This window comes from Bradyrhizobium sp. URHC0002 (assembly GCF_054059515.1).
Window position 1 is genome coordinate 675,807 of record NZ_JBSSCF010000001.1, and the last position, 22,451, is coordinate 698,257.

Consider the following 22,451-nt stretch of genomic DNA (forward strand, 5'->3'; position numbering starts at 1 on the left):
ACCGGTGGGCGGTATTCCGCCGGCCTCCGGAGGTTTGGGCATGGACTGGACCTGGTACCTGTTCCGCTTTGATGGCCGCATCGACCGCGCCAGATTTTGGCTCGCGATACCGGTGCTGTTTGGCTTGATGATGACCGTGGGGCTGGTGATCCTTGCGATCCACGGCCTGTTCGGCAACGCCGCACCCTTCCATCTCGGCGCCAGCGACCTCTTCAAGCTGGTGGATCCCGACGCGTATCGGTCCCTGACCTGGGCCGACCTGCCCCGACTCCTGATCAAGCTGGTCGGCACGTCGCTGCTGATGTGGGTCTGGTTTGCGCTCTCGATCAAGCGGCTGCATGACCGCGACAAGAGCGGCTGGTGGATGGTGCCGTTCTTCGCGATGCCCGGCCTCCACAATCAGTTTGCAGATCGGCTCCCCGATTCCTACGCCGACCTCCCGCTCGCCGCTGCCGCAGCCGTTCTCTGCCTGTGGGGCTTCGTCGAAATGTACTGCCTGAGGGGCTCTCGCAAAACCAACCGCTTTGGCGCCGACCCGCTGACGCCTAAGCCGGCGCCGGATACGCGGCCGCCCTGGGACCAGCAGAGCGAGATCGAAATGGTGCCGCACAAGGCTAATGCCCACGTTCCGAAGTTCGCGTTCCCTCGCGGCGACTACCTTTCGCGAACTTCGGAAAGTGATGGGCATTAGCAGATTCAGGGTTCTAGTGCCGCTTGTCGATTTGAAGTCCCTAACCGAACTCGCAGCTTGCGCTGTAGGGACTTCAAATCGGCGGCACTAGCCCGCCGCCGGTTTGGCGTGTTAAGCCGGGGCATGAATGATGCCGTTTCCATTGCCCGCGACCTCGTCCGCTGCCCCTCTGTCACCCCCGCCGATGCCGGTGCACTCGGCGTCCTCGAACGTCTCCTGAAGGACGCCGGCTTCGAGGTGCATCGCATCACCTTTGGCGAGCCGGGCACGGCCGACATCGACAACCTCTACGCCCGTATCGGCGACGCTGCGCCGCACATCACCTTTGCCGGACATACCGACGTGGTGCCGCCCGGCGATGAAGCCGCATGGACGCTCGGCGCGTTCTCCGGCGAAGTGAAGGACGGTTTTCTCTATGGCCGCGGCGCGGTCGACATGAAGGGCGGCATCGCCTGCAGCGTCGCCGCGGTACTGCAATATCTCGCTGACGTCAGCGGCAAGCCAAAAGGTTCGATCTCGTTCCTGATCACCGGCGACGAAGAGGACATTTCGGTCAACGGCACCATCAAGCTTCTGAAGTGGTGCGCCGAGCGCGGCGAGAAATTCGACCATTGCGTGCTCGGCGAGCCCTCGAATGTCGAGGTGCTCGGCGACTGCATCAAGATCGGCCGCCGCGGCTCGCAATCCGGTACGCTCTATGTCGACGGCGTGCAGGGCCACGTCGCCTATCCGCACCGCGCCGCCAACCCGGTACCGGATATTTCGCGGCTGATCGTGGCGCTCTCGGACGAGCCCCTCGATCATGGCAGCGCGCAGTTCCAGGCTTCCAATCTCGAATTCACCTCCGTCGACGTCGGCAACACCGCTGGCAATGTGATCCCCGGACAGGCGCGCGCAAAATTCAACATCCGCTTCAACGACAACCACACCCAGGAAACGCTGCGCATGCTGGTCGAGGAACGGCTGACGAAAGCCTGCGGCAACCGCATCCGCGCGCGCATCGTGTGGGAATATTCCAACTCCAACGTGTTCGTCACAAAGCCTGGTACCTTCACCGACCTCGCCGTCAGCGCGATCGAGGAGGTGACGGACCGCAAGCCGGAGCTCTCGACCTCCGGCGGCACCTCGGATGCGCGCTTCATTTCGAGCTATTGCCCGGTGATCGAGTTCGGCCTGGTCGGCCAGACCATGCACCAGATCGACGAACGCACGCCGGTGTCCGATCTGGAGAAGCTGACGCGGATTTATCGCGGGGTCTTGGATAGGTATTTCGCGTAGCGCGCCGGCTTACTGGATACCCCGCCTTCGCGGGGTATGACGGCGTAGTGTTCGCCCGCCCTAATACTCTACCCGCACCAGGTACAATCCGTCCGGCGGTGCCACCGGGCCGCAGGCGGCGCGGTTGCGGGCGGCGAGTGCGGCGGCGAGATCGCCGGCGCTCCAGCGGCCTTCGCCGACCCACACCAGCGAGCCCACCATCGAGCGCACCTGGCTGTGCAGGAACGAGCGCGCGGACGTCAGGATCGAAACCGCGTCACCCTCCCTGACGACGTCGAGCTGATCGAGCGTCTTCTCAGGGGATTTTGCCTGGCATTCGGTGTCGCGAAAGGTCGTGAAATCGTGCTTGCCGAGCAGGCGTTGGGCTGCGATGTGCATCGCGTCCGTATCGAGATGCCGTGGCACGCGCCAGCTGCGCTTGATATCGAGCGCGAGATTGGCCCTGGAATTGGTGATGCGGTAGCGGTAGTGCCGCTTCTTCGCCGAGAAGCGCGCTTCGAAATCATCGGCGACGATTTCCGCCGAGAGTACGCCGATCGGATGCGGGCGCAGATGCGCGTTCAGCCCGTCGCGCAGGCGGCCCGGCGGAAACGGTTTTTCGATATCGCAATGGGCGACCTGCCCCAGCGCGTGCACGCCGGCATCGGTGCGGCCCGAGCCATGCACGCGAACCTGTTCGCCGCAGATCGCCTTTACCGCGGTTTCCAGCGCCCCCTGCACGGTTGGCGCGTTGTCCTGGATCTGCCACCCGGAGAACGGCGTGCCGTCATATTCGATGAGGAGTTTGTAGCGGGGCATCAGCCGAGCCGCGCCGGCGGCTTGAGCGGCGTGCCGCGCAGAAAATCCGCCGACTTCATCGGCGCCTTGCCGGCGCGCTGTAGTTCAAGGATGCGGATCGCGCCGTCACCGCAGGCAATCGTCAGGCGATCGTCGAGCACCTCGCCCGGCGCGCCGGAACCCTTCGCCGGTTCGCCGCGCAAAATCTTGATGCGGGCCGGTTCGCTATCGCTCGCGATTTCACACCAGGCGCCGGGGAACGGCGACAGCCCGTGAATATGCCGCAGCACCTCGCGCGCCGGGCGATGCCAGTCGATCCGCGCCTCGGCCTTGTCGATCTTGGCGGCGTAGGTCACGCCTTGCTCGCTTTGCTTGGTGAGTTGCAATCCGCCGCGGGCCAGCGCACCCATCGCACGCACCATCAGGTCGGCGCCGAGCGGCGCCAGCGCGTCATGCAGGTCGGCGGCGGTCATGGTGTCCGTGATCTGTAGCCGCTCCGCCATCGCGACGTCGCCGGTGTCGAGACCGACATCCATCTTCATCACCATCACGCCGCTCTCGGTGTCGCCGGCCATGATGGCGCGGTTGATCGGGGCGGCACCGCGCCAGCGCGGCAGCAGCGAGCCGTGCAAATTGAAGCAGCCGAGCGGCGGCGCGTCCAGAATGGCCTGCGGCAGGATCATGCCGTAGGCGACGACGACGGCCGCATCGGCATTGTGCGCGCGGAATTCCTCAAGCGCTTCCGGCGTCTTCAGCGTCGTTGGCGTCAGCACGGGAATCCCCAGCCGCCGCGCCTCCTGTTCAACTGGCGTCGGCTGCAACTTCATGCCGCGCCCGGCCGGCTTCGGGGCGCGGGTGTAGACGGCCACGACCTCATGGCCATGGGCCACGAGTTCGAGCAGCGTCGGCACCGCGAAGTCGGGCGTGCCCATGAAGATCAGGCGGAGAGGCATGAGGCGGACGAACCCGTTGTGAGCTAGGTCTATCCGTCATGCCCGGGCTCGTCCCGGGCATCCACGTTCTTCCTGGCGCAAAGGACGTGGATGGCCGGGACAAGCCCGGCCATGACGGCTGGGAGAATCACGAATTACTCCACCGCGCGCTTGGCGGCTTTGGTAAACTTCTTCAGCACGCGGTCGCGCTTCAGTTTTGACAGATAGTCCACGAACAGCACGCCGTTGAGGTGGTCGATTTCGTGCTGGATGCAGGTGGCGAACAGGCCGTCGGCGTCCTCCTCGTGCACCTTGCCGTCGAGATCGGTGAAGCGGATGCGGACCTGCGCCGGGCGCTCGACTTCCTCGTAATATTCGGGGATCGAGAGACAGCCCTCCTCGTAGACCGAAAATTCCTCCGATGAGGAGACGATTTCCGGATTGATGAACACCCGCGGGCGCGGCTTGGTTTCGCCGTTCTCGTCCTTCTTGGCGAGGTCCATGGTGATCAGCCGCACGGGTTGCGCGACCTGGATCGCCGCCAGCCCAATGCCGGGCGCGTCGTACATGGTCTCGAACATGTCGTCGGCAAGCTTGCGGATCTCCGTCGTCACCTTCTCGACGGGTTTGGAAACCAGCCGGAGCTGCTTGTCCGGCAGGATGATGATTTCTCTAAGGGCCATAGCGCGCGATTTAAGCTGCTGATTTGCCGGGGTCAATCCGCCGACGCGCCCGTTAAGGCTGCCTTAACCATGATTTTTAAGACTGCGTTAACCACGAATATTAAGCCTTCATTTACCATAAATGTTCCCTCTTCGTTCGCGAAAGCCGCCGAATCGGGCTACAAGTCGCGCATGAACGAAATTCTTTTGATTGTCGGCGACCTGCCGATTCACGTGGGCGAGGCGCTGATCGGATTCGGCGCGCTCGCATTGGTGCTGCTGCTGGCGATCGCCATCGTCATCGCCCGCTCCGGCCGCCGTGGCGCGGAACTGGCGATGGCGCAGGCTATTCGCGCCGACGAGCTGGAGGAGCGCCTGAGCGAAATGCTGCGGGCACAGAGCGAGTCCACCGGCCGGGTCGACGCCATGGCGCAGGCGCTGGTGGGTCGCCAGTCCGAGATGACGCGCGCGGTCAACGAGCGGCTGGATTCGGTGACCCACCGCGTCGGGCAATCGATGGAAGCGACCACGCGCCACACCATGGACAGCCTGCGCGTGCTGCATGAGCGGCTCGGCATCATCGACAACGCGCACAAAAATCTCACCGACCTGACCTCGCAGGTGACGACGCTGCGCGACGTGCTCGCCAACAAGCAGTCGCGCGGCGCGTTCGGCCAGGCGCGGATGGAAGCGATCGTGCAGGACGGCATGCCGCAGGGCGCTTACGAATTCCAGTACACGCTCTCATCAGGCAAGCGGCCGGATTGCGTGGTGTTCCTGCCCGACCAGCGGCCGCTGTGCATCGACGCAAAATTTCCGCTGGAAGCGATGACCGCGCTGCATGATGCGCGCAGCGATGAGGAGCGCAAATTCGCTACCCAACGCCTGCGCAACGACGTGATGAAGCATGTCAACGACATCGCCGAGAAATATCTGATCACCGGCGAGACCCAGGATACGGCGCTGATGTTCGTGCCGTCGGAATCGGTCTATGCCGAAATCCACGACGGTTTCGACGACGTGATCCAGAAGGCCTACCGCGCCCGCGTCGTGCTGGTGTCGCCTTCGTTGCTGATGCTGGCGATCCAGGTGATGCAACAGATCTTGAAAGACGCGCGGATGCGCGATGCCGCCGACCAGATCCGCACCGAGGTGCTCAACCTCGGCGACGACCTCGGCCGCCTGCGCGAACGCGTGCTGAAGCTGCAAAAACACTTTGGCGACGTCAATGAGGACGTCCGGCAGATATTGATTTCTGCGGACAAGATCGAGAAGCGGGCGGGCCGGATTGAGGAACTCGATTTCAGCAAGACCGACGCGCCGGTGGAAGTGCCTCGCTTCGTCAAGAGCGAAACGCCCGAGCTGTTCCCCCTGCCGCGCAAGCTGCAGGCAGGGGAGTAGGATGCGACGCGGCAGCCACATATTAGGCTGTCATCGCCCGGCTTGACCGGGCGACCCAGTATCCCAGAGGCGGCAGATGGGAGCACGCAGCTACTACGTCTACATTCTGGCCAGCCGCATGGTGGCACGCTCTACATTGGCGTGACGAACGATCTGGTCCGCCGCGTTGGAGAGCATAAATTGAAGGTCGCCGAGAGTTTCACCAAGAAGCACGAAGTGACTCGGCTAATCTATTTCGAAGTCTTCGATCAGATTGAACATGCGATCCAGCGCGAAAAACGGCTCAAGAAATGGCCGCGAGCCTGGAAAATATCTCTGATCGAGAAACAATATCCGGACTGGATTGATCTTTACCCTGAGATTGCCGGGGGCGGCGGATAGGCCTCTGGGATACTGGGTCGCCCGGTCAAGCCGGGCGATGACAGTCTTTTTGTTGCAGAATCTGCTAACACCCCTCCATGACAGCACCAGAATCCGCCTCCGTTTCACCTGAGAAAGTTGCCGCCGCGCCCACCTGGCGCGAGAGCCTCGCCGTCTACCTCCAGCGGCGCGTGCTGATCGTGCTGCTGCTCGGGTTCTCCTCGGGGCTGCCGCTAGCGCTGTCGGGGTCGACCCTGCTGGTCTGGATGCGCGAGTCCGGCGTCGATCTCGGTACCATCGGGCTGTTTGCGCTGGTCGGCACGCCCTACACGTTGAAATTTATCTGGGCGCCACTGGTCGATGCGCTGCATGTGCCGTTCTTCACCCGCGCGCTCGGCCGCCGCCGCGGCTGGCTGGTGTTTTCGCAACTGCTGTTGATCGGATCGATCCTGCTGCTGGCGCTGACCGACCCGGCGCGTTCGCCGCTGTTTGTCGCGCTCGGCGCGCTGCTGGTGGCGACCATGTCCTCGACGCAGGACATCGTGGTCGACGCGTTTCGCGTCGAGAGCCTGCCCGAGAGCGAGCAGGCCGCCGGCATGGCGTCCTATGTCGCGGCCTATCGGATCGGCATGCTGATCTCTACCGCGGGCGCCCTGTTCATCGTCAGCGGCTTCGAGGGCACCGGCATCACGCGCGGCGCGGCGTGGATGTGGGGCTATGTGGTGATGGCCGCGTTGGTGCTGATCGGCACGATCACGGCCCTCGTAGCCACCGAGCCCGAGCAATCCGCGCGCGCAGAGGCTGCGACGCGCAGCGAAAGCGCGTTTACCCGCGTGCTGCATGCCGCGATAGGCGCGTTCTCCGAATTCCTGACCCGCCGCGACGCCTTCGCCGTACTCGCCTTCGTGGTGCTGTTCAAGTTCACCGACGCGTTTTCCGGCACCATGACCGCGCCGTTCGTAATCGACCTCGGCTTCACCCGCAACGACTATGCCGCAATCGTCAAGGGCGTCGGCCTCGCCGCGACGCTGATCGGCGGTTTTGCGGGCGGGTTCGTGGCGCGGCGCTATTCGCTGACGACGAGCTTGTGGATCGGCGGCGTGCTGCAGGCGGTCGCCAACCTGTCGTTCTCCTGGCTCGCTTTTGTCGGCGTCAATCAGTGGGCCTTGGCGTTCGCGATCACCGCGGAGAATTTCACCAGCGCCATCGGCACCGTGATCTTCGTCGCCTATCTGTCGGCGCTGTGCCGCAATCCGCTACATACCGCCACGCAATACGCGCTGCTGACGGCGCTGGCCGCGGTGGGGCGGACTTACCTGTCGTCGGGCGCAGGCTATGTGGCGAAGGCCGTGGGTTGGCCGATGTTCTTTGCGATCTGCGTCCTGGTCGCAATCCCGAGCCTGATCCTGCTCGCCTGGCTGCACCGCCGCGGCCATTTCGAGGCGCTGGGGCCGGTGAAGGTTTAGTCACTTGTAGCCCGGATGGAGCGAAGCGAAATCCGGGGCAGGTCCGACCGCGGCGAAGAAATCCCGGATTTCGCTTCGCTCCATCCGGGCTACGAATAATCCAGCGCCCGATCCGCGTGAAAGAATCCTAATGCTTGGTCACCACGCTCCATTTGGTAATGACGGCCTCGCTCATTTGCCCGGCATCCTGCGCGCAGGCGACTTCGTCGACCTTGACGGAAATTGCCTTGCCGATGAAGTTTTTCAGCTGCGCGGCCTGGGCCTCGCTGCTGGTGACGAGCTGGAACGTCTCAGGTCCCGTTTCGAGATTGCACAGCCCGCTCGGCGCCGGCAGCCGGCGCGGCTCGCTGGTGATCTGGTAGGTGGCGGGGCGCTTGCCCCTCTTGCTGCCCTTCATGGCGTTGAGTTCGCCGGACAGGACGTCCCCGGCATTGATCGGCTTGCCGGGCTTCGGCGCCGGCTCGGCCTGCTGCGCCCATGCGGAAGGTGCAGCCAGAGCCGCGGCCATGATGATGACCGCAAAGCGGGAGCGTTTGCCGAATCGTCGTTTCGTCATGTCGGTCAGTTCCGTATGTGTGGGTTAGAACAGCGTTCGCTGCCGCATGGCAGCCGATAACGTACCTTCGTCGAGATAATCAAGTTCGCCCCCGACCGGTACGCCGTGGGCAAGCCGGGTCACCTTGACGTTGGCGTCCTGCAGAAGATCGGTGATGTAATGGGCGGTAGTCTGGCCATCAACCGTAGCATTCAGCGCCAGAACGATTTCGCCGACTTGTGATTCGTGCGCGCGCGCCACCAGCGCGTCGATGGTCAGATCCTGCGGGCCGACGCCGTCGAGTGGCGACAATGTGGCGCCGAGCACGTGATAGCGGCCGCTGGTCGCATTCGCGCGTTCCAGCGCCCAGAGATCGGCGACGTCGGCGACCACGACGATGGTCGAGGGATCGCGCCTTGGGTCGGTGCACACCGTGCAGGGATTTTGCGTGTCGATATTGCCGCAGGTCTTGCAGACCTGGATCTTGTCGATCGCCACCTGCAGCGCGCCGGCGAGCGGCGTCATCAGCGCCTCGCGCTTCTTGATCAGGTGCAACGCCGCGCGCCGCGCCGAGCGCGGCCCCAGCCCCGGCAGCCGCGCCAGGAGCTGGATCAGACGTTCGATTTCGGGGCCGGCAACACTTGCTGCCATTTCAGGTGAGGCCAAGTCCGGGCGGCAGGCCGAGCCCGCCGGTCAGCGCCTGCATTTTTTCCATTGCCGCGGTTTCCGCCTTGCGCCGCGCGTCGTTATGCGCGGTCACCAGCAGATCTTCGAGCACCTCGCGCTCCTCGGCCTTCATCAGTGAAGGATCGATCCTGACGCCCTTCACTTCCATTTTCGCGGTCATGCGCACGGCGACCAGTCCGCCGCCGGAGATGCCCTCGACCTCGAGACTGCCGAGTTCTTCCTGCATCGCCTGCATCTTGGATTGCAGCTGCGCTGCCTGCTTCATCATGCCGAGAAAGTCAGCCATCGTTCGTCCTCTTGAGAGTTCGATCAGTCGTCGTCGCCGTCGGAACTCTCGTTCAGCTCTTCAGCGTTAATATTGGATTCCGGCGGCTCGGCGGCAAGCCGGCGCACTTCAACCACTTTGGTGCCGGGAAATCGCGCCAGCACCTCCTGCACCCGCGGATCGGCCTCCGCGGCGCGGGCGTGCTCGTTCCGCGCCTGCTCATTCTGCGAGCGCAGCGTCGGCTGGCCGGCCTCGTTGGAGACGATCACGGTCCAGCGCCGCCCGGTCCAAGCCTCCAGCTTGCGGGAGAGGTCGTTGACCAGCCCGCGGGCCGCATTGCGCTCCAGCGCCACTTCCAGCCGCCCGTCCTCGAAGCGGACCAGGCGCATATCGGATTCCAGCGCCTGCTTGGTCAGGATATCGCGCTTCTCGCCGGCGAGCGCAACGAGCTGCGGAAAAGTGGCAAGCCGCAGCACAGGCGCGGACTCGGTTTGGGCCGACGGCGCCACCATTTGCGGCCGCGCCGACGCTTCAGCGCCAGAGCGGGGCGATGAGGGCGTCCGCATCGGCGACGGCGCAGACATCGAAGATACCGGCGCGGTGGGCGCTGCCCGTGACGGCGCCGCGCCGCCGGAGGCGATTTGCGCGCCACCACCGTTCTGGTCGAGCATCCTTATCGCTTCGTCCGGCGTCGGCAGGTCGGCGACATAGGCGATGCGTACCAGCACCATTTCCGCGGCTGCCGCCGGCCGGGTCGCGGTCTGAACTTCCGCGATGCCCTTGAGCAGCATCTGCCACATCCGCGACAGCACCCGCATCGACAATTTGGCGGCAAATTCGCGGGCGCGGACACGCTCGGTCTCGCCGAACGCGACATTATCGGCGGTAGCGGGGACGGCCTTCACGCGGGTGACGAAATTGACGAATTCGGCAAGATCCGACAGCACCACGACCGGATCGGCGCCGACGTCATATTGCGCGCGGAATTCGCCGAAGGCGCTGGCGATATCGCCGCGCGCCAGATGCTCGAACAGGTCGATCACCCGGGTGCGGTCGGCAAGCCCCAGCATCTGCCGCACGGCGTCGGCACGGACCAGGCCCGCCGCATGCGCGATCGCCTGGTCGAACAAGGAGAGCGAATCGCGCACCGAGCCTTCCGCGGCGCGCGCGATGATGCCGAGCGCCTCGGGCTCGACCTCGACGCCTTCCTTTTTCGCGATGTTGGAGAGATGCCCCATCAGCACATCGGCCTCGACCCGGCGCAGATCAAAACGCTGGCAGCGCGACAGCACGGTGACGGGAACTTTTCGGATTTCAGTGGTGGCGAAGACGAATTTGGCGTGCTCCGGCGGCTCCTCCAGCGTCTTCAGGAAGGCGTTGAAGGCCGCCGTCGACAGCATGTGGACTTCGTCGATGATGTAGACCTTGTAGCGGGCGCTCGCCGGCGCATAGCGCACGCTGTCATTGATCTGGCGGACGTCGTCGACACCGGTATGGGAGGCGGCGTCCATTTCCAGCACGTCCATGTGCCGGCTTTCCATGATCGACTGGCAGTGCACGCCGAGGTCAGGCATGTGGATGGTCGGCCCCTTCACCGAACCATCAGGCTTCTCGTAATTGAGCGCGCGGGCGAGAATCCGCGCCGTGGTGGTTTTGCCGACGCCGCGGACCCCGGTCAGGATCCAGGCCTGCGGAATCCGGCCCGTTTCGAACGCGTTCGAGACGGTGCGGACCATGGCCTCCTGGCCGATCAGGTCGTCAAAACTGGACGGCCGGTATTTTCGCGCCAGCACCCGGTAGGGCTTGGCGGTCTCGTCTTGGCCAAGAGCAAAACCGCCCTGGCCGGCACCGTCGGACTTGTCGGGGGGAGCGCCAGCATCACTCATCGATCGATCCGCAATTGATTGTCTCTCGGGGCCGGCTTGCGGAAAGGAACGAAATCGAGCGCAGGGGACGGACAAGCCGTTTCCCTGCGCGATTCGCTCGAAAAGCAGGTAGGAGACTGACGAGCGACCCGATCCGGACCTCGTTAGGGCTGCTTCCTTCCGGACCTGACCCGGTTGGCGAGTGGCTCGTCCACCGCCAATCTCCCGGTCCTTATTTGGGGCCAAAAGGGCCGGAAAGCAAGCGGGCTTGGCGGGTGGCAAGGGCCGGAACTACCCCTGTTTCGTCATGGCCGGGCTTGACCTGGCCCTCCACGTCTTGCTTTTTCAGCCGCGCACAAAAAAAGACGTGGATGCCCGGGTCACTTGGCGCGAAAACGCGCGTCTGCCCGGGCATGACGGGGAGTTGTTTGCGGCGCTACTCTCTGCAAGGCTCCTTTAGGAATAGAGAACACGTATGCCCTCTGACGCCTCCGCCTGGTCGCTGCACTCCCAGCTCAAAAAGGACACCATCGACATCGGCGACCTGCCGCTGTGCAAGGTGCTGGTCATCAAGGATGCGCATTACCCGTGGCTGTTGCTGGTCCCGCGCCGCGAAGGTGCGGTGGAAATCATCGACCTCGACGAGGTCGCGCAGGCGCAGCTGATGACCGAAATCTCGCGCGTTTCGCGCGCCCTGAAAGAAGTCACCAAATGCGACAAGCTGAACGTCGCGGCGCTGGGCAATCTGGTGCCGCAGCTGCATGTCCACGTCATCGCGCGGCGCGCCACCGACGTGGCCTGGCCGCGCCCGGTCTGGGGCGTGATGCCGCCGCTGGCGCATGACGCCGAGGAAGTACAGAATTTCATCAACGCGCTTCGCCGCAAGATCTGGTTGGGTTGAACAGATGTCCGCATTCGACAAATATCCGCTCGGGAAGCCCGCTTTCGTTACGCATATTCTCGATCGCGCCGCGCATCTGCGTACCAATGACGAAAAACTGTTCGCGCTGGAGGGCCAGCGCAACGCCGGCGCCTATGTAATCTACCGCGACTCGCTTCTGGTGAAGCAGGAGGCCGACGGGCCGCGCGTGCTGCTCGGCGTCGAAGAGGCGGTGAAGCTCGGCGCCAATCCCGGCACGATCTTTTTGGGGCTGCGTGACGGCGCGCCGGTTTTCGGCATGGGCATTTCGGCCACGGCCGTCGAGAAGCTGATCACGCGCGACGACGTCGCCGTGACCGAGCTGCGCGGCATGGCGATGCAGGGCACGGCACCGCCGGAACAGCTCTCCGCCATCGCCATGGCCAAGTCGATGGTGACCTGGCATCAGCGCCACGGCTTCTGCGCCAATTGCGGTACCCGCACCGGGATGAAGGAGGGTGGCTGGAAGCGCGAGTGCCCGAGCTGCAAGGCCGAGCATTTTCCGCGGACCGATCCGGTCGTGATCATGCTCGTTACACACGGCGATCGATGTCTGCTCGGCCGGCAGAAGCAGTTCATGCCCGGGATGTGGTCGTGTCTGGCCGGCTTTGTCGAAGCGGCGGAGACCATCGAAGACGCGGTCCGCCGCGAGATTTTCGAGGAATCCGGCATCCGCTGCACCGACGTGAGCTATTACATGACGCAGCCATGGCCCTATCCGTCATCGCTGATGATCGGATGCGCCGCGCGCGCACTCAACGAAGATATTGTCGTTGATCGCACCGAGCTCGAGGACGCGCGCTGGTTCGATCGCGCCGAGGTCGCCCTGATGCACCGGCGCGAACATCCTGACGGCTTATTTGCCGCGCATCCGTTCGCAATTGCGCACCATCTGATCGGACGCTGGGTGCATGGGGGAAACGAAGCGAGCGCATAGCGGGAACCGTCCCTGGACCAGTCGATTAACTCCGGACATTGGTTCCGGCTAGAGGCGGAACCGACATGACGGATTCCCGGATGAACTTTCAAGACAAAGCCCCCAAAATTCCGCCGCGGATTCTCTGCATCGGTATGCCGGTGCGCGACCTCACCTTTCATACGCCGGGTGTTCCCGGGCGCGGCTCCAAGGAGAACGCCACCGCATTCGACGAAATCTGCGGCGGCAACGCGCTCAACGGCGCGATCGGTATCGTTCGGCTGGGTGGCCGCGCCTCGATCTGCGGTCCGATGGGCGATGCCAAGGAAGCATCGAGCCGCTTCATCTTCGATCAGATGGCGCATGAGGGCATCGAGACGAAACATCTCATCCACATGCCGGGCCTGGTGACCCCGATCTCCGCGGTGATGATCGATCCTTCCGGCGAGCGCACCATCGTGACCTTCCGCGATCCGGAACTGTGGCACGTGAAATTGCCCGACTTCGACACGCTGCTGGACGACTGCGCTGCCATCCTCACCGAGAGCCGCTGCGCCGAATTCTGCACCGAGCTTTGCGCCGAAGCTATCCGGCGCGGCATTCCCGTGATCGTCGATGTCGATCGCGCGATGTCGCTGCGCGAGGGCCTGCTGAACGCCTCCTCCCACCTGATATTCTCCAGCGAGCCGCTGCAGGAGACCGCTGACGTCACCGACGATGCCCAGGCGCTGAAGAAGATTGCAAAACTGACGCCGTCGTTCCTGGCGGGGACCCGGGGCCCGAGGGGCACGATCTGGCTCGACGAGAACGGGGAGATCCAGGAAACCCCGGCCTTCCCGGTTCATACGGTGGACACCCTCGGCGCCGGGGACGTGTTCCACGGCGCCTTCGCGCTGGCGATTACCGAGAAGCAGGGATTGCGGCAGGCGCTGCGATTCGCCTCGGCCGCCGCAGCGCTGAAATGCACCCGCTTCGGGGGCGCTTTCGCGGCCCCGCAACGTACTGAAGTTGAAGAGCTTTTGAGCCACGGCCAGACTGCAGACCGGGCGTCGACCGGGCACTAGCAGGGCTTGCTATAGAAGAATTTTCTATATATGAGGGTATCAAACCTTCTGTATGGAACATTTTTCTCATGACCGACCTAGCCATTCAGCTCCCTGAAGCCAACCGCCGCCTGGACGCCATCGACCGCAAAATCCTGACCGTGCTGCAGGAGGACGCTTCCCTGTCGGTCGCCGAGATCGGGGACCGGGTCGGGTTGTCATCGACGCCGTGCTGGAAGCGGATCCAGCGGCTGGAGGCCGACGGTGTGATCCTGCGCCGGGTCGCGCTGGTCGACCAGAACAAGATCGGCCTCGGCATTTCCGTGTTCGTCTCGGTCGAGAGCTCCGATCATTCCGAAGCCTGGCTGAAGACCTTCGCCAGCGCCGTCAGCGCCATGCCGGAGGTGATGGAGTTCTACCGGATGGCCGGCGACGTCGATTACATGCTGCGCGTCGTGGTCGCCGACATGGCAAGCTATGACGTGTTCTACAAGAAGCTGATCAGCGCCGTGCCGCTGAAGAACGTCACCTCGCGCTTTGCGATGGAGAAGATAAAGTCGGTGACCGCGCTGCCGGTGCCGGCGGCGTAAGGGCGCCGTCGCCGCTTGCGAAGCTGTCATCGCCCGGCTTGACCGGGCGACCCAGTATTCCAGAGACGTCCGTTTTCGACCGAGAAGCCGCGGCGTACTGGATCCCCGCTTTCGCGGGGATGACGACCTAGTACGCGGGGCGACGCGCGCCCTCAAATCTTCTGATTATACGCGCCGACCTCTGGATGCGTCCGCAGCACGGAATCCATCGCCTCGAACATGTCGCGCATGCGCTGCTCGCTCACTGGGCTCTCGACCACCACGACCAGTTCGGGCTTATTCGATGAGGCCCGCACCAGGCCCCAGCTGCCGTCCTCGACGGTCACGCGCACACCGTTGACGGTGACGAGATCGCGAATCTTCTGGCCCGCGACCTTGTCGCCCTTTTTCTGCAGCGCCTCAAAGTGCTTCACCACGGCGTCGGCGACGCCGTATTTGGTTTCGTCGGCGCAATGCGGCGACATCGTCGGCGACGACCAGGTTTTCGGCAGCGCGTTTTTCAGGTCCGCCATCGACTTGTCAGATGCGCGGTCGAGCATCTCGCAGATCGCAATCGCCGAGACCAGGCCGTCGTCATAGCCGCGGCCGAACGGCTTGTTGAAGAAGAAGTGGCCGGATTTCTCAAAGCCCGCCAGCGCGCCCATCTCGTTGGTGCGGCGCTTCATGTAGGAATGGCCGGTCTTCCAGTAGGCAACCCGCGCGCCCTGCTTTTGCAGCACCGGGTCCGTCACGAACAGGCCGGTGGATTTCACGTCGACGACGAACTGCGCATCCTTGTGGATCGCCGACATGTCCCGCGCCAGCATCACGCCGACCTTGTCGGCGAAGATTTCCTCGCCGGTGTTGTCGACCACGCCGCAGCGATCGCCGTCGCCGTCGAAGCCCAGGCCCACATCGGCCTTGTGCTGAAGCACCGCATCGCGGATCGCGTGCAGCATCTCCATGTCTTCGGGATTCGGATTGTATTTCGGAAACGTATGATCGAGTTCGGTGTCGAGCGGGATCACCTCACAGCCGATCGCCTCCATCACCTGCGGCGCGAAGGCGCCTGCCGTGCCGTTGCCGCAGGCGACCACCACTTTCAGCTTGCGCTTGAGCTTCGGCCGGCTGGTGAGATCGGCGATGTAGCGCGCCGGGAAATTTTCGTGGAATTGATAGGAGCCGCCGGCCTTGTTGTCGAACTCGGCGTTGAGCACGATTTCCTTCAGCCGCGTCATCTCGTCGGGTCCGAAGGTGAGCGGGCGGTTGGCGCCCATCTTGACGCCGGTCCAGCCATTGTCGTTATGCGACGCCGTCACCATCGCGACGCAGGGCACGTCGAGATCGAACTGCGCGAAATAGGCCATCGGCGTCACCGCCAGCCCGATGTCGTGCACCTTGCAGCCCGCCGCCATCAGCCCGGAAATCAGCGCGTATTTGATCGAGGCCGAATAGCCGCGAAAATCGTGCCCGGTGACGATTTCCCGTTTGACGCCGAGCTCCCCGATCAGCGCGCCGAGCCCCATGCCCAGCGCCTGAATACCCATCAGGTTGATTTCCTTCTCGAACAGCCAGCGCGCGTCGTATTCGCGAAAGCCGGTTGCCTTCACCATGGGTGCGGATTCGAATGCATAGGTATTCGGAATCAGCGCGGATTTGGGCTTGGGGAACATGGGCTGCCTTGTCATGAAAATGCTTCAGAGAACACCGCAGCCTTAGCGAATACGCGGGCGGGGCGATAGGCGGGATTGGCGGCTTGCGGCGGCAAATTAAGGCAGATTGGTAACCGGTAAACCTTACTGCTCCAGCACGAGCCTGCCGTCGGCGTATTCGAAGCGCTTCAGCTTCGACAGGAATGACAGGCCGAGCAGGTTTTCCGACAGCGCCTCGTCGGGCAGCACCATGGCGTCGACGTCGCGCACCACCAGACCACCGACGTCCATCACGGGAATTCGCGCGCGTGCCGCCTTGATGGTGCCGTTGGCTGTGGCGACGGTGGCGTTGTAGTCGCCGCGCAACGGGCGAAGGCCGAACTTCGCCGCGGACTTTTCATTCAGGGCGACCACGGAAGCGCCGGTGTCGACCATGAAATTGATATGCTGGCCCTCGATCCGGCCGATCGCCTGGAAGTGGCCACGGAAATCGCTGGGAAGGCTGACGCGGGTTCCGCCGGTTGGAGAGACGGTCGTCTTGGGAAAGAATTGATCCGCCGCGGAACTGCGGCTAGATCCGTTGTCAGAACCCTTGGCGAGCGCCGGGGTCGGCGATATCCGGTCCGCCATCTGGGCCATGAAGACGCCGGCACCAGCTATCGCTGCGGCAAACATCAGAAGGTTACGCATCACACCACTCACGGCGGTTCCTAAGACCGCCGATTTCACCACGCCATCCGCCAAACCGCGACTAACCCGCGGAGTCGAAGGCCGTCATTTCGGCGAAAAGGATGAGCGAAGGGTTAACGAATTATCATCAAGTGCCGCGCGGCTTGACCCGCCGGGTCGGCAGCGCGGTGGCCGGGTCTTCCGGCCAGGGGTGGCGCGGATAGCGGCCGCGCAGGTCGGAGCGCACGGCCGCATAGCTGCCGCGCCAGAAGCCGGGAAGGTCGCGCGTCACCTGCACCGGGCGTTGCGCCGGGGACAGCAATTCCAGCACCAGCGGCACCGCGCCCTTGGCGATCGAGGGATGTGTGTTGAGCCCGAACAGCTCCTGCAGGCGCACGGCAATCGTCGGCCCCTGCTCGGCCTCGTAATCGATCGCGAGCATGGTGCCGGTCGGCGCCTCGAAATGCGTCGGCGCTTCGCGCTCCAGCCGCGCGCGCAACTCCCACGGCAATAGCGCCATCAGCGCGTCGGAGAGATCGCCGGGGGAAAGCTCCTTCAGCGAGGTCTTGTAGGAGAGAACAGGCACCAGCCAGTTCTCGCCATCGGCGGCGAGCGCGGCGTCGGACAGATCGGGCCAGCTGTCGCCCTCCGCCTTGCGCAGGAACATCACGCGGTCGCGCCATTGCTTCAGGGATTTCGACCACGGCAGCTTGTCGAATCCTGCGGCAATCAAACCTGCGGCGAAGATGCGCGCGGTCTCTGCCGAGGGCGACAGCGCCACCGGCGCTTCCGACAGCGTGATCGCGTGCAGCGTCCGCTTGCGGCGCCCGCGCAGCGCCATCGCGCCACGATCGAACGAAATCTCTTCCGTGTTTTCGATCTGGTCGGCGAAGCGCGTTTCGATATCTTCCTGCGTGATCGGCGCCGCCAGCAGAATGCGCCCCTGGGCGGCGGTGCCGGTCAGTTCGGCGACGGCGATATAGGGTGCGCGCGCCAGCGACGAGGTTTGCTCGACGGCCGCCCCTCGCCCGTTGGCGAGCACGAAGCTGCCATTTCCGCGATTGCGCGCGACGCGATCGGGGAAGGCCAGCGCCAGCATGATGCCGGTAGAGGGCGAGACATCCTCAGCGGGCTGCCCTTCCGTTGTCGCCACCTGCTGTGCCCAGCGCTGCGCCAGACTGCGGGCGCTGGAAGCGCGAGGCGAGCGGTCGCGGCGGAACTGGTCGAGCCTGTAATCGAGATCGACGCTGTCGCCGCCGAGGCCGCGTTCGGTCAGGATGGCGGCGATGTCGGCCGCCTCGTCGTCCGCGCCCAGCCGATGCGAATCCACGATCATCCGCGCCAGCCGTGGCGGCAGCGCCAACGCGCGCAGGCTTTGGCCCTCCGGGGTGATGCGGCCATCGGTATCGAGCGCGCCGAGTTCGCCAAGCAGGCTGTTGGCTTCCTTCAGCGCGGGCGCCGGCGGCGGATCCAGAAATGCCAGCGTGGCGGGATCGCGGACGCCCCATTGCGCGAGATCGAGCACCAGCGAGGAAAGGTCAGCAGAGAGGATTTCGGGTTGGGTGTAGGCGGCGAGCGAGGCGGTCTGGGGCTCGTCCCACAGCCGGTAGCAGACGCCAGGCTCGGTGCGGCCGGCACGGCCGCGGCGCTGATCGACCGCGGCGCGCGAGGCGCGCACGGTCTCCAGGCGGGTCAGGCCGATGTCGGGCTCGTAGCGCGGCACCCGCGCCAGGCCGCAATCGACGACAATGCGAACGCCCTCGATGGTCAGCGAGGTTTCGGCGATAGACGTTGCCAGCACGACCTTGCGTTGGCCCTTCGGCGCCGGCGCAATGGCGCGGTCCTGTACGGCGGCATCGAGCGCCCCGAACAACGGCACGATCTCGACGCTCGCATCGTGAACCCGCTCAGAGAGAAAATTCTGCGTGCGGCGGATTTCGGCGGCGCCCGGCAGGAACGCCAGCACCGAGCCGGGATCGGCGCGCAGCGCGGCTGCGATCGCATCCGCCATCTGCCGTTCGATCGGCGCATCCATCTTGCGGCCGAGATAACGCGTCTCGACCGGAAAGGCGCGGCCTTCGCTCGCAATCACCGGCGCATCGCCGAGCAATTTGCCGACCCTCGCGCCGTCGAGCGTCGCCGACATCACCAGGATGCGTAGATCCTCGCGCAACCCGGTCTGCGCATCGCGGGCCAGCGCCAAGCCCAGATCGGCATCGAGAGAACGCTCGTGAAACTCATCGAACAGCACGGCGGCGACGCCTGATAGTTCGGGATCGTCGAGAATCTGCCGCGAGAAAATGCCTTCGGTAACGACCTCGATCCGCGTCGCGCGCGATATTTTTGAGCCGAAGCGGACGCGATAGCCGACGGTCTCGCCAGCGCGCTCGCCGAGCGTCCGCGCCATGCGATCGGCGCTGGCGCGGGCCGCGATTCGCCGCGGCTCCAGCATGATGATCTTTTTACCATTCAGCCAGGGCGCATCGAGCAGCGCCAGCGGCACCCGCGTGGTCTTGCCGGCGCCGGGAGGCGCCACCAGCACGGCGGCATTATTTGCCGTCAGCGTGCGCCCGAGTTCATCGAGCACCGCGTCGATCGGAAGAGGGGTATCGAAGGTGCGGGGCAAGGTCTCACCAACTCGTCATGCCCCGGGCAGTAGCGCGAAGCGCGTCTTCGCGCTAGGTGTCCCGGGCATCCACGTCTTCAATGCTCTTGCGGTACTAACGCAGGTCTATCTTCATGCGTTGCGCAAGTCTTCGCATTTCCTGATCTTGCCCGGGCGAAAGTTGGATCTTTCGGTCGACGATCAATGAATGCAACCATTCCAAAGCAACGCCATACTCGAAATTTTCAACGAATTCGGCCAACAGCTCGCGATTTTTCTGGTCGATCTCCGCTGACGAAATTGAATTGATGAGAGACGTAAGAGAACCATCCAGTTCACGTCGAATCTCATCCCGAGCGTTCATTGATGAATTCCCTGGCTTCCCTTCTGCCGATCCGGTGCCAAAAACGTGGATGGCCGGGACATCGAGCGCGGAGACGCGCTTCGCGCTACTGCCCGGCCATGACGGAAACTGCCATCGTGCGCCTATATTTGCGGCTCAGCCGCCCGCCCGACGCTGTCATAGGTGAAGCCGTGGGCGGCCATGTCATCCGCGCGATAGATGTTGCGCAAATCGACCACGACGGGCTGCGCCATGGCGCCCTTGATCCGGTCCAGGTCCAGCGCGCGGTATTGCACCCATTCGGTAACGATCACCATGGCGTCCGCCCCCTTCACACACTCATAGGGGTCGTCGCAATATTCGATATCGGGTAATTCCTTGCGCGCCTGCTCCATGCCGACCGGGTCATGCGCGCGGACCTTGGCGCCCATGTCGAGCAGGCCGGTGACCAGCGGGATCGACGGCGCCTCACGCATGTCGTCCGTGTCGGGTTTGAAGGTGAGGCCGAGCACCGCGACGGTCTTGCCGCGCAAGCTGCCGCCCGCCGCGTTGGAAACCTTTCGCGCCATCGCGCGCTTGCGGTTGTCGTTGACGCCGAGCACGGCCTCCACGATGCGCAATTGGACGTCATGGTCCTGCGCGACCTTGACCAGCGCACGGATGTCCTTGGGAAAACACGAGCCGCCAAAGCCCGGGCCGGCATGCAGAAACTTCGTGCCGATGCGGTTGTCGAGCCCGATGCCGCGCGCGACTTCCTGGACGTCGGCGCCGACTTTTTCGGCGAGATCCGCCATCTCGTTGATGAAGGTGATCTTGGTGGCGAGGAACGCGTTGGCGGCGTATTTGATCAGTTCCGCGGTGCGCCGCGCGGTGTACATCAGCGGCGCCTGGTTGAGCGACAGCGGGCGGTAGATGTCGCCGAGCACCTTGCGGCCGCGCTCGTCCGAAGTGCCGACCACGACGCGGTCCGGAAATTTGAAATCGCGGATCGCGGCGCCCTCGCGCAGGAATTCCGGATTGGACGCAACCACCACATCGGCCGACGGATTGGCTTCGCGGATCAGCCGCTCGACCTCGTCGCCGGTGCCGACCGGCACCGTCGATTTGGTGATGACCACCGTGAAGCCGGACAGCGCAGCTGCGATCTCGCGCGCGGCGCTGTAGACGTAAGACAGGTCGGCGTGGCCATCGCCGCGCCGCGACGGCGTGCCGACCGCGATAAACACGGCGTCGGCTTCCGCGACCGGCGCGGTCAGGTCGGTGGTGAAATCCAGCCGCTTGGCCTTGACGTTGGACGCCACCAGCGCGTCGAGCCCGGGTTCGAAAATCGGGATCTCGCCTCTGCGCAGGGCTGCGATCTTGCCGGCGTCCTTGTCCACGCAGGTGACCTGGTGGCCGAAATCGGCGAAGCAGGCGCCGGATACCAGTCCCACATAGCCCGTGCCAATCATGGCGATTCGCATGAATCTACCCGCTTGTAATGGTTAACGCTGACCCCGACTCGTGGGCGTCTTAGAGCATTTTTCGCCCAAGGGGAAACCTGAAAAATCGGGGTAAGCCGGCATGTCATTTGTATGAATAAAGGAGAAAGCAACGTATCGGGCCGAAGATGCGGCCATGTCGCGCCGAAAAGGGACACCGATGACTTCAAACGGCACATCCGCCGGATCCGAGCGTTCCACCCGCATCGACTGGGTGGATTACGCCAAAGGCATCTGCATCGTCATGGTGGTGATGATGCATTCGGTGCTCGGCGTGGAAAAGGCGGCCGGCGACACCGGTTTCATGCATGCGTTCGTGATGTTCGCGCAGCCGTTTCGGATGCCGGATTTCTTCCTGATTTCAGGGCTTTTTCTTGCTGTCGTGATCGACCGCGACTGGCGCACCTATCTCGACCGCAAGGTCGTCCACTTCGCCTACTTCTACGTGCTGTGGATGACGATCCAGTTCGGCTTCAAGGCGCCGGGCTTCGCCGCCGAACAAGGCTGGCGCCACGTCGGCTTGCTGTATCTGGAATCCTTCATCGAGCCGTTCGGCACGCTGTGGTTCATTTATCTGCTGCCGATGTTCTTCGTCGTCACAAAACTGTCACGCGGCATCCCCGCCGCGGCGGTCTGGGTCGTCGCCGCGGCGCTGGAGACGGCGCATGTCGTGACCGGCTGGACGGTGATCGACGAATTCTGCGCGCGCTTCGTCTACTTCTATTCCGGCTACCTGTTTGCTTCCTACGTGTTCGCGCTGTCGGATCGTTCGCGGGCAAGACCTGCGCTGGCGCTGGTTGGATTGGCGCTGTGGACGCTGGTCAATGGCGGCCTCGTGATGTCGGGCTTCAGCCATTGGCCGCTCATCTCGCTGGCGCTTGGGTTTGCGGGAGCGTGCGCCATCATCGTGATGGGCACGCTGCTGGCGCGCATGCAGTGGCTGAACTTCCTGCGCTATTGCGGCGAGCATTCCATCGTCATCTATCTCGCCTTCTTCCTGCCGATGGCGGTGACCCGAACGCTCTTGCTGAAGACCGGCCTGATCACGGACATCGGAACCATCTCGCTGATCGTGACCGTTGCGGGGGTTGCCGGCGCGATTGCGATCTGGCGGCTGGCGCTGTTGCTGCGCGCGGACTTCCTGTTCGAGCGACCGGCCGCCTTCTGGATCGCGCCTAAAAAGGCCGCGCCCACGCTGCAGCCAGCGGAGTAGATTGCTCCATATACCGGCTGTCATCGCCCGGCCTTGTGCGCAATTGCGCACTGGGACCGGGCGACCCAGTACGCCGGGCTTCCTCGGTTGAACACGACCGCCTCGGCGTACTGGATCACCCG

21 protein-coding genes, 1 other RNA gene and 1 pseudogene are annotated in these 22,451 nt (G+C 64.1%); 10 read left to right on the plus strand and 13 right to left on the minus strand.

All coding sequences use genetic code 11. The features are described from left to right. The first annotated feature begins 40 nt into the window (after positions 1–40). Together ACVWVY_RS03305 and dapE are read left to right on the plus strand one after the other, a co-directional pair. Positions 41–691 (plus strand): DUF805 domain-containing protein, encoded by a 651-nt coding sequence (locus tag ACVWVY_RS03305; RefSeq protein WP_456625036.1) that lies wholly within the window; start codon positions 41–43, stop codon positions 689–691. Between the two features lie 123 nt (positions 692–814). Continuing rightward, positions 815–1,969, plus strand: a complete 1,155-nt coding sequence (gene dapE, locus ACVWVY_RS03310; RefSeq protein WP_456625037.1) for a succinyl-diaminopimelate desuccinylase — start codon at positions 815–817, stop codon at positions 1,967–1,969. A gap of 60 nt (positions 1,970–2,029) precedes the next feature. On the opposite strand, the gene truA is transcribed toward dapE, so the two are convergent. The 3 genes from truA to def all read right to left on the minus strand — a co-directional run bounded on the left by truA (position 2,030) and on the right by def (position 4,361). Beyond that, positions 2,030–2,767 (minus strand): tRNA pseudouridine(38-40) synthase TruA, encoded by a 738-nt coding sequence (gene truA, locus ACVWVY_RS03315; protein WP_456625038.1) that lies wholly within the window; start codon positions 2,765–2,767, stop codon positions 2,030–2,032. Beyond that, entirely contained in the window at positions 2,767–3,699 is a 933-nt protein-coding gene (fmt, locus tag ACVWVY_RS03320; RefSeq protein WP_456625039.1) for a methionyl-tRNA formyltransferase, read from the minus strand. Before fmt ends, truA begins: the two co-directional genes overlap by 1 nt. Positions 3,700–3,833: 134 nt before the next feature. After that, positions 3,834–4,361 (minus strand): peptide deformylase, encoded by a 528-nt coding sequence (def, locus tag ACVWVY_RS03325; protein ID WP_456625040.1) that lies wholly within the window; start codon positions 4,359–4,361, stop codon positions 3,834–3,836. A gap of 171 nt (positions 4,362–4,532) precedes the next feature. Here def and ACVWVY_RS03330 point away from each other — a divergent pair, with 171 nt between their 5' ends. The 3 genes and pseudogenes from ACVWVY_RS03330 to ACVWVY_RS03340 all read left to right on the plus strand — a co-directional run bounded on the left by ACVWVY_RS03330 (position 4,533) and on the right by ACVWVY_RS03340 (position 7,567). Then, a complete protein-coding gene (locus ACVWVY_RS03330) occupies positions 4,533–5,741 on the plus strand; it encodes a DNA recombination protein RmuC (protein ID WP_456625041.1) in 1,209 nt (402 codons plus the stop codon). A 76-nt stretch (positions 5,742–5,817) separates the two neighbouring features. Next, positions 5,818–6,122: pseudogene (locus ACVWVY_RS03335) on the plus strand (GIY-YIG nuclease family protein). A gap of 77 nt (positions 6,123–6,199) precedes the next feature. Further along, positions 6,200–7,567 (plus strand): AmpG family muropeptide MFS transporter, encoded by a 1,368-nt coding sequence (locus ACVWVY_RS03340; protein WP_456625042.1) that lies wholly within the window; start codon positions 6,200–6,202, stop codon positions 7,565–7,567. 127 nt (positions 7,568–7,694) lie between these two features. Here ACVWVY_RS03340 and ACVWVY_RS03345 read toward each other — a convergent pair whose 3' ends face one another. From ACVWVY_RS03345 to ffs, 5 genes are all read right to left on the minus strand, one after another. After that, positions 7,695–8,123, minus strand: coding sequence for a hypothetical protein (locus tag ACVWVY_RS03345; protein WP_456625043.1), 429 nt, complete (start codon positions 8,121–8,123; stop codon positions 7,695–7,697). Positions 8,124–8,147: 24 nt separating this feature from the next. After that, positions 8,148–8,753 (minus strand): recombination mediator RecR, encoded by a 606-nt coding sequence (recR, locus tag ACVWVY_RS03350; RefSeq protein ID WP_456625044.1) that lies wholly within the window; start codon positions 8,751–8,753, stop codon positions 8,148–8,150. A gap of 1 nt (position 8,754) precedes the next feature. Then, positions 8,755–9,075 carry a YbaB/EbfC family nucleoid-associated protein gene (locus ACVWVY_RS03355; RefSeq protein ID WP_456625045.1) on the minus strand — a complete coding sequence of 107 codons (321 nt, stop codon included), beginning with the start codon at positions 9,073–9,075 and terminating at the stop codon, positions 8,755–8,757. Between the two features lie 23 nt (positions 9,076–9,098). Then, positions 9,099–10,940, minus strand: a complete 1,842-nt coding sequence (locus tag ACVWVY_RS03360; protein ID WP_456625046.1) for a DNA polymerase III subunit gamma/tau — start codon at positions 10,938–10,940, stop codon at positions 9,099–9,101. Between the two features lie 108 nt (positions 10,941–11,048). Beyond that, an RNA gene (gene ffs / locus ACVWVY_RS03365) (signal recognition particle sRNA small type) lies at positions 11,049–11,145 on the minus strand. 249 nt (positions 11,146–11,394) lie between these two features. Here ffs and ACVWVY_RS03370 point away from each other — a divergent pair. From ACVWVY_RS03370 to ACVWVY_RS03385, 4 genes are all read left to right on the plus strand, one after another. After that, positions 11,395–11,820, plus strand: a complete 426-nt coding sequence (locus ACVWVY_RS03370) for an HIT domain-containing protein (protein WP_456625047.1) — start codon at positions 11,395–11,397, stop codon at positions 11,818–11,820. 4 nt (positions 11,821–11,824) lie between these two features. After that, positions 11,825–12,775: an NAD(+) diphosphatase gene (nudC, locus tag ACVWVY_RS03375; protein WP_456625048.1), complete on the plus strand. Its 951-nt coding sequence runs from the start codon at positions 11,825–11,827 to the stop codon at positions 12,773–12,775. 80 nt (positions 12,776–12,855) lie between these two features. Then, the gene (locus ACVWVY_RS03380) at positions 12,856–13,818 is read left to right on the plus strand and encodes a sugar kinase (protein WP_456625049.1); all 963 of its coding nucleotides are present in this window, start codon (positions 12,856–12,858) and stop codon (positions 13,816–13,818) included. Between the two features lie 68 nt (positions 13,819–13,886). Further along, complete coding sequence (locus ACVWVY_RS03385) at positions 13,887–14,387, plus strand: Lrp/AsnC family transcriptional regulator (protein WP_334486436.1); 501 nt, start codon at positions 13,887–13,889, stop codon at positions 14,385–14,387. A gap of 152 nt (positions 14,388–14,539) precedes the next feature. Here the strand turns inward: ACVWVY_RS03385 and ACVWVY_RS03390 are convergent, their stop codons facing one another. The 5 genes from ACVWVY_RS03390 to ACVWVY_RS03410 all read right to left on the minus strand — a co-directional run bounded on the left by ACVWVY_RS03390 (position 14,540) and on the right by ACVWVY_RS03410 (position 21,098). Beyond that, positions 14,540–16,039 (minus strand): phosphomannomutase/phosphoglucomutase, encoded by a 1,500-nt coding sequence (locus ACVWVY_RS03390; RefSeq protein ID WP_456632086.1) that lies wholly within the window; start codon positions 16,037–16,039, stop codon positions 14,540–14,542. 123 nt (positions 16,040–16,162) lie between these two features. Then, positions 16,163–16,708: a TIGR02281 family clan AA aspartic protease gene (locus ACVWVY_RS03395; RefSeq protein WP_456625050.1), complete on the minus strand. Its 546-nt coding sequence runs from the start codon at positions 16,706–16,708 to the stop codon at positions 16,163–16,165. A gap of 127 nt (positions 16,709–16,835) precedes the next feature. After that, a complete protein-coding gene (gene hrpB / locus ACVWVY_RS03400) occupies positions 16,836–19,313 on the minus strand; it encodes an ATP-dependent helicase HrpB (RefSeq protein ID WP_456625051.1) in 2,478 nt (825 codons plus the stop codon). Positions 19,314–19,407: 94 nt separating this feature from the next. Continuing rightward, a complete protein-coding gene (locus tag ACVWVY_RS03405) occupies positions 19,408–19,656 on the minus strand; it encodes a hypothetical protein (RefSeq protein ID WP_456625052.1) in 249 nt (82 codons plus the stop codon). Between the two features lie 122 nt (positions 19,657–19,778). Further along, entirely contained in the window at positions 19,779–21,098 is a 1,320-nt protein-coding gene (locus ACVWVY_RS03410; RefSeq protein ID WP_456625053.1) for a UDP-glucose dehydrogenase family protein, read from the minus strand. Between the two features lie 178 nt (positions 21,099–21,276). Between ACVWVY_RS03410 and ACVWVY_RS03415 the strand changes: the two genes are divergently transcribed. Further along, positions 21,277–22,329: an acyltransferase family protein gene (locus tag ACVWVY_RS03415; RefSeq protein ID WP_456625054.1), complete on the plus strand. Its 1,053-nt coding sequence runs from the start codon at positions 21,277–21,279 to the stop codon at positions 22,327–22,329. Positions 22,330–22,451 lie beyond the last annotated feature (122 nt).

Excerpts from the sequence above, each read along its gene's own strand:
- ACVWVY_RS03305 (WP_456625036.1), top strand. The coding sequence starts at position 41 with ATGGACTGGACCTGGTACCTGTTCCGCTTTGATGGCCGCATCGACCGC.
- dapE (WP_456625037.1), top strand. The coding sequence starts at position 815 with ATGAATGATGCCGTTTCCATTGCCCGCGACCTCGTCCGCTGCCCCTCT.
- truA (WP_456625038.1), bottom strand. The coding sequence starts at position 2,767 with ATGCCCCGCTACAAACTCCTCATCGAATATGACGGCACGCCGTTCTCC.
- fmt (WP_456625039.1), bottom strand. The coding sequence starts at position 3,699 with ATGCCTCTCCGCCTGATCTTCATGGGCACGCCCGACTTCGCGGTGCCG.
- def (WP_456625040.1), bottom strand. The coding sequence starts at position 4,361 with ATGGCCCTTAGAGAAATCATCATCCTGCCGGACAAGCAGCTCCGGCTG.
- ACVWVY_RS03330 (WP_456625041.1), top strand. The coding sequence starts at position 4,533 with ATGAACGAAATTCTTTTGATTGTCGGCGACCTGCCGATTCACGTGGGC.
- ACVWVY_RS03340 (WP_456625042.1), top strand. The coding sequence starts at position 6,200 with ATGACAGCACCAGAATCCGCCTCCGTTTCACCTGAGAAAGTTGCCGCC.
- ACVWVY_RS03345 (WP_456625043.1), bottom strand. The coding sequence starts at position 8,123 with ATGACGAAACGACGATTCGGCAAACGCTCCCGCTTTGCGGTCATCATC.
- recR (WP_456625044.1), bottom strand. The coding sequence starts at position 8,753 with ATGGCAGCAAGTGTTGCCGGCCCCGAAATCGAACGTCTGATCCAGCTC.
- ACVWVY_RS03355 (WP_456625045.1), bottom strand. The coding sequence starts at position 9,075 with ATGGCTGACTTTCTCGGCATGATGAAGCAGGCAGCGCAGCTGCAATCC.
- ACVWVY_RS03360 (WP_456625046.1), bottom strand. The coding sequence starts at position 10,940 with ATGAGTGATGCTGGCGCTCCCCCCGACAAGTCCGACGGTGCCGGCCAG.
- ACVWVY_RS03370 (WP_456625047.1), top strand. The coding sequence starts at position 11,395 with ATGCCCTCTGACGCCTCCGCCTGGTCGCTGCACTCCCAGCTCAAAAAG.
- nudC (WP_456625048.1), top strand. The coding sequence starts at position 11,825 with ATGTCCGCATTCGACAAATATCCGCTCGGGAAGCCCGCTTTCGTTACG.
- ACVWVY_RS03380 (WP_456625049.1), top strand. The coding sequence starts at position 12,856 with ATGAACTTTCAAGACAAAGCCCCCAAAATTCCGCCGCGGATTCTCTGC.
- ACVWVY_RS03385 (WP_334486436.1), top strand. The coding sequence starts at position 13,887 with ATGACCGACCTAGCCATTCAGCTCCCTGAAGCCAACCGCCGCCTGGAC.
- ACVWVY_RS03390 (WP_456632086.1), bottom strand. The coding sequence starts at position 16,039 with ATGTTCCCCAAGCCCAAATCCGCGCTGATTCCGAATACCTATGCATTC.
- ACVWVY_RS03395 (WP_456625050.1), bottom strand. The coding sequence starts at position 16,708 with ATGCGTAACCTTCTGATGTTTGCCGCAGCGATAGCTGGTGCCGGCGTC.
- ACVWVY_RS03405 (WP_456625052.1), bottom strand. The coding sequence starts at position 19,656 with ATGAACGCTCGGGATGAGATTCGACGTGAACTGGATGGTTCTCTTACG.
- ACVWVY_RS03410 (WP_456625053.1), bottom strand. The coding sequence starts at position 21,098 with ATGCGAATCGCCATGATTGGCACGGGCTATGTGGGACTGGTATCCGGC.
- ACVWVY_RS03415 (WP_456625054.1), top strand. The coding sequence starts at position 21,277 with ATGACTTCAAACGGCACATCCGCCGGATCCGAGCGTTCCACCCGCATC.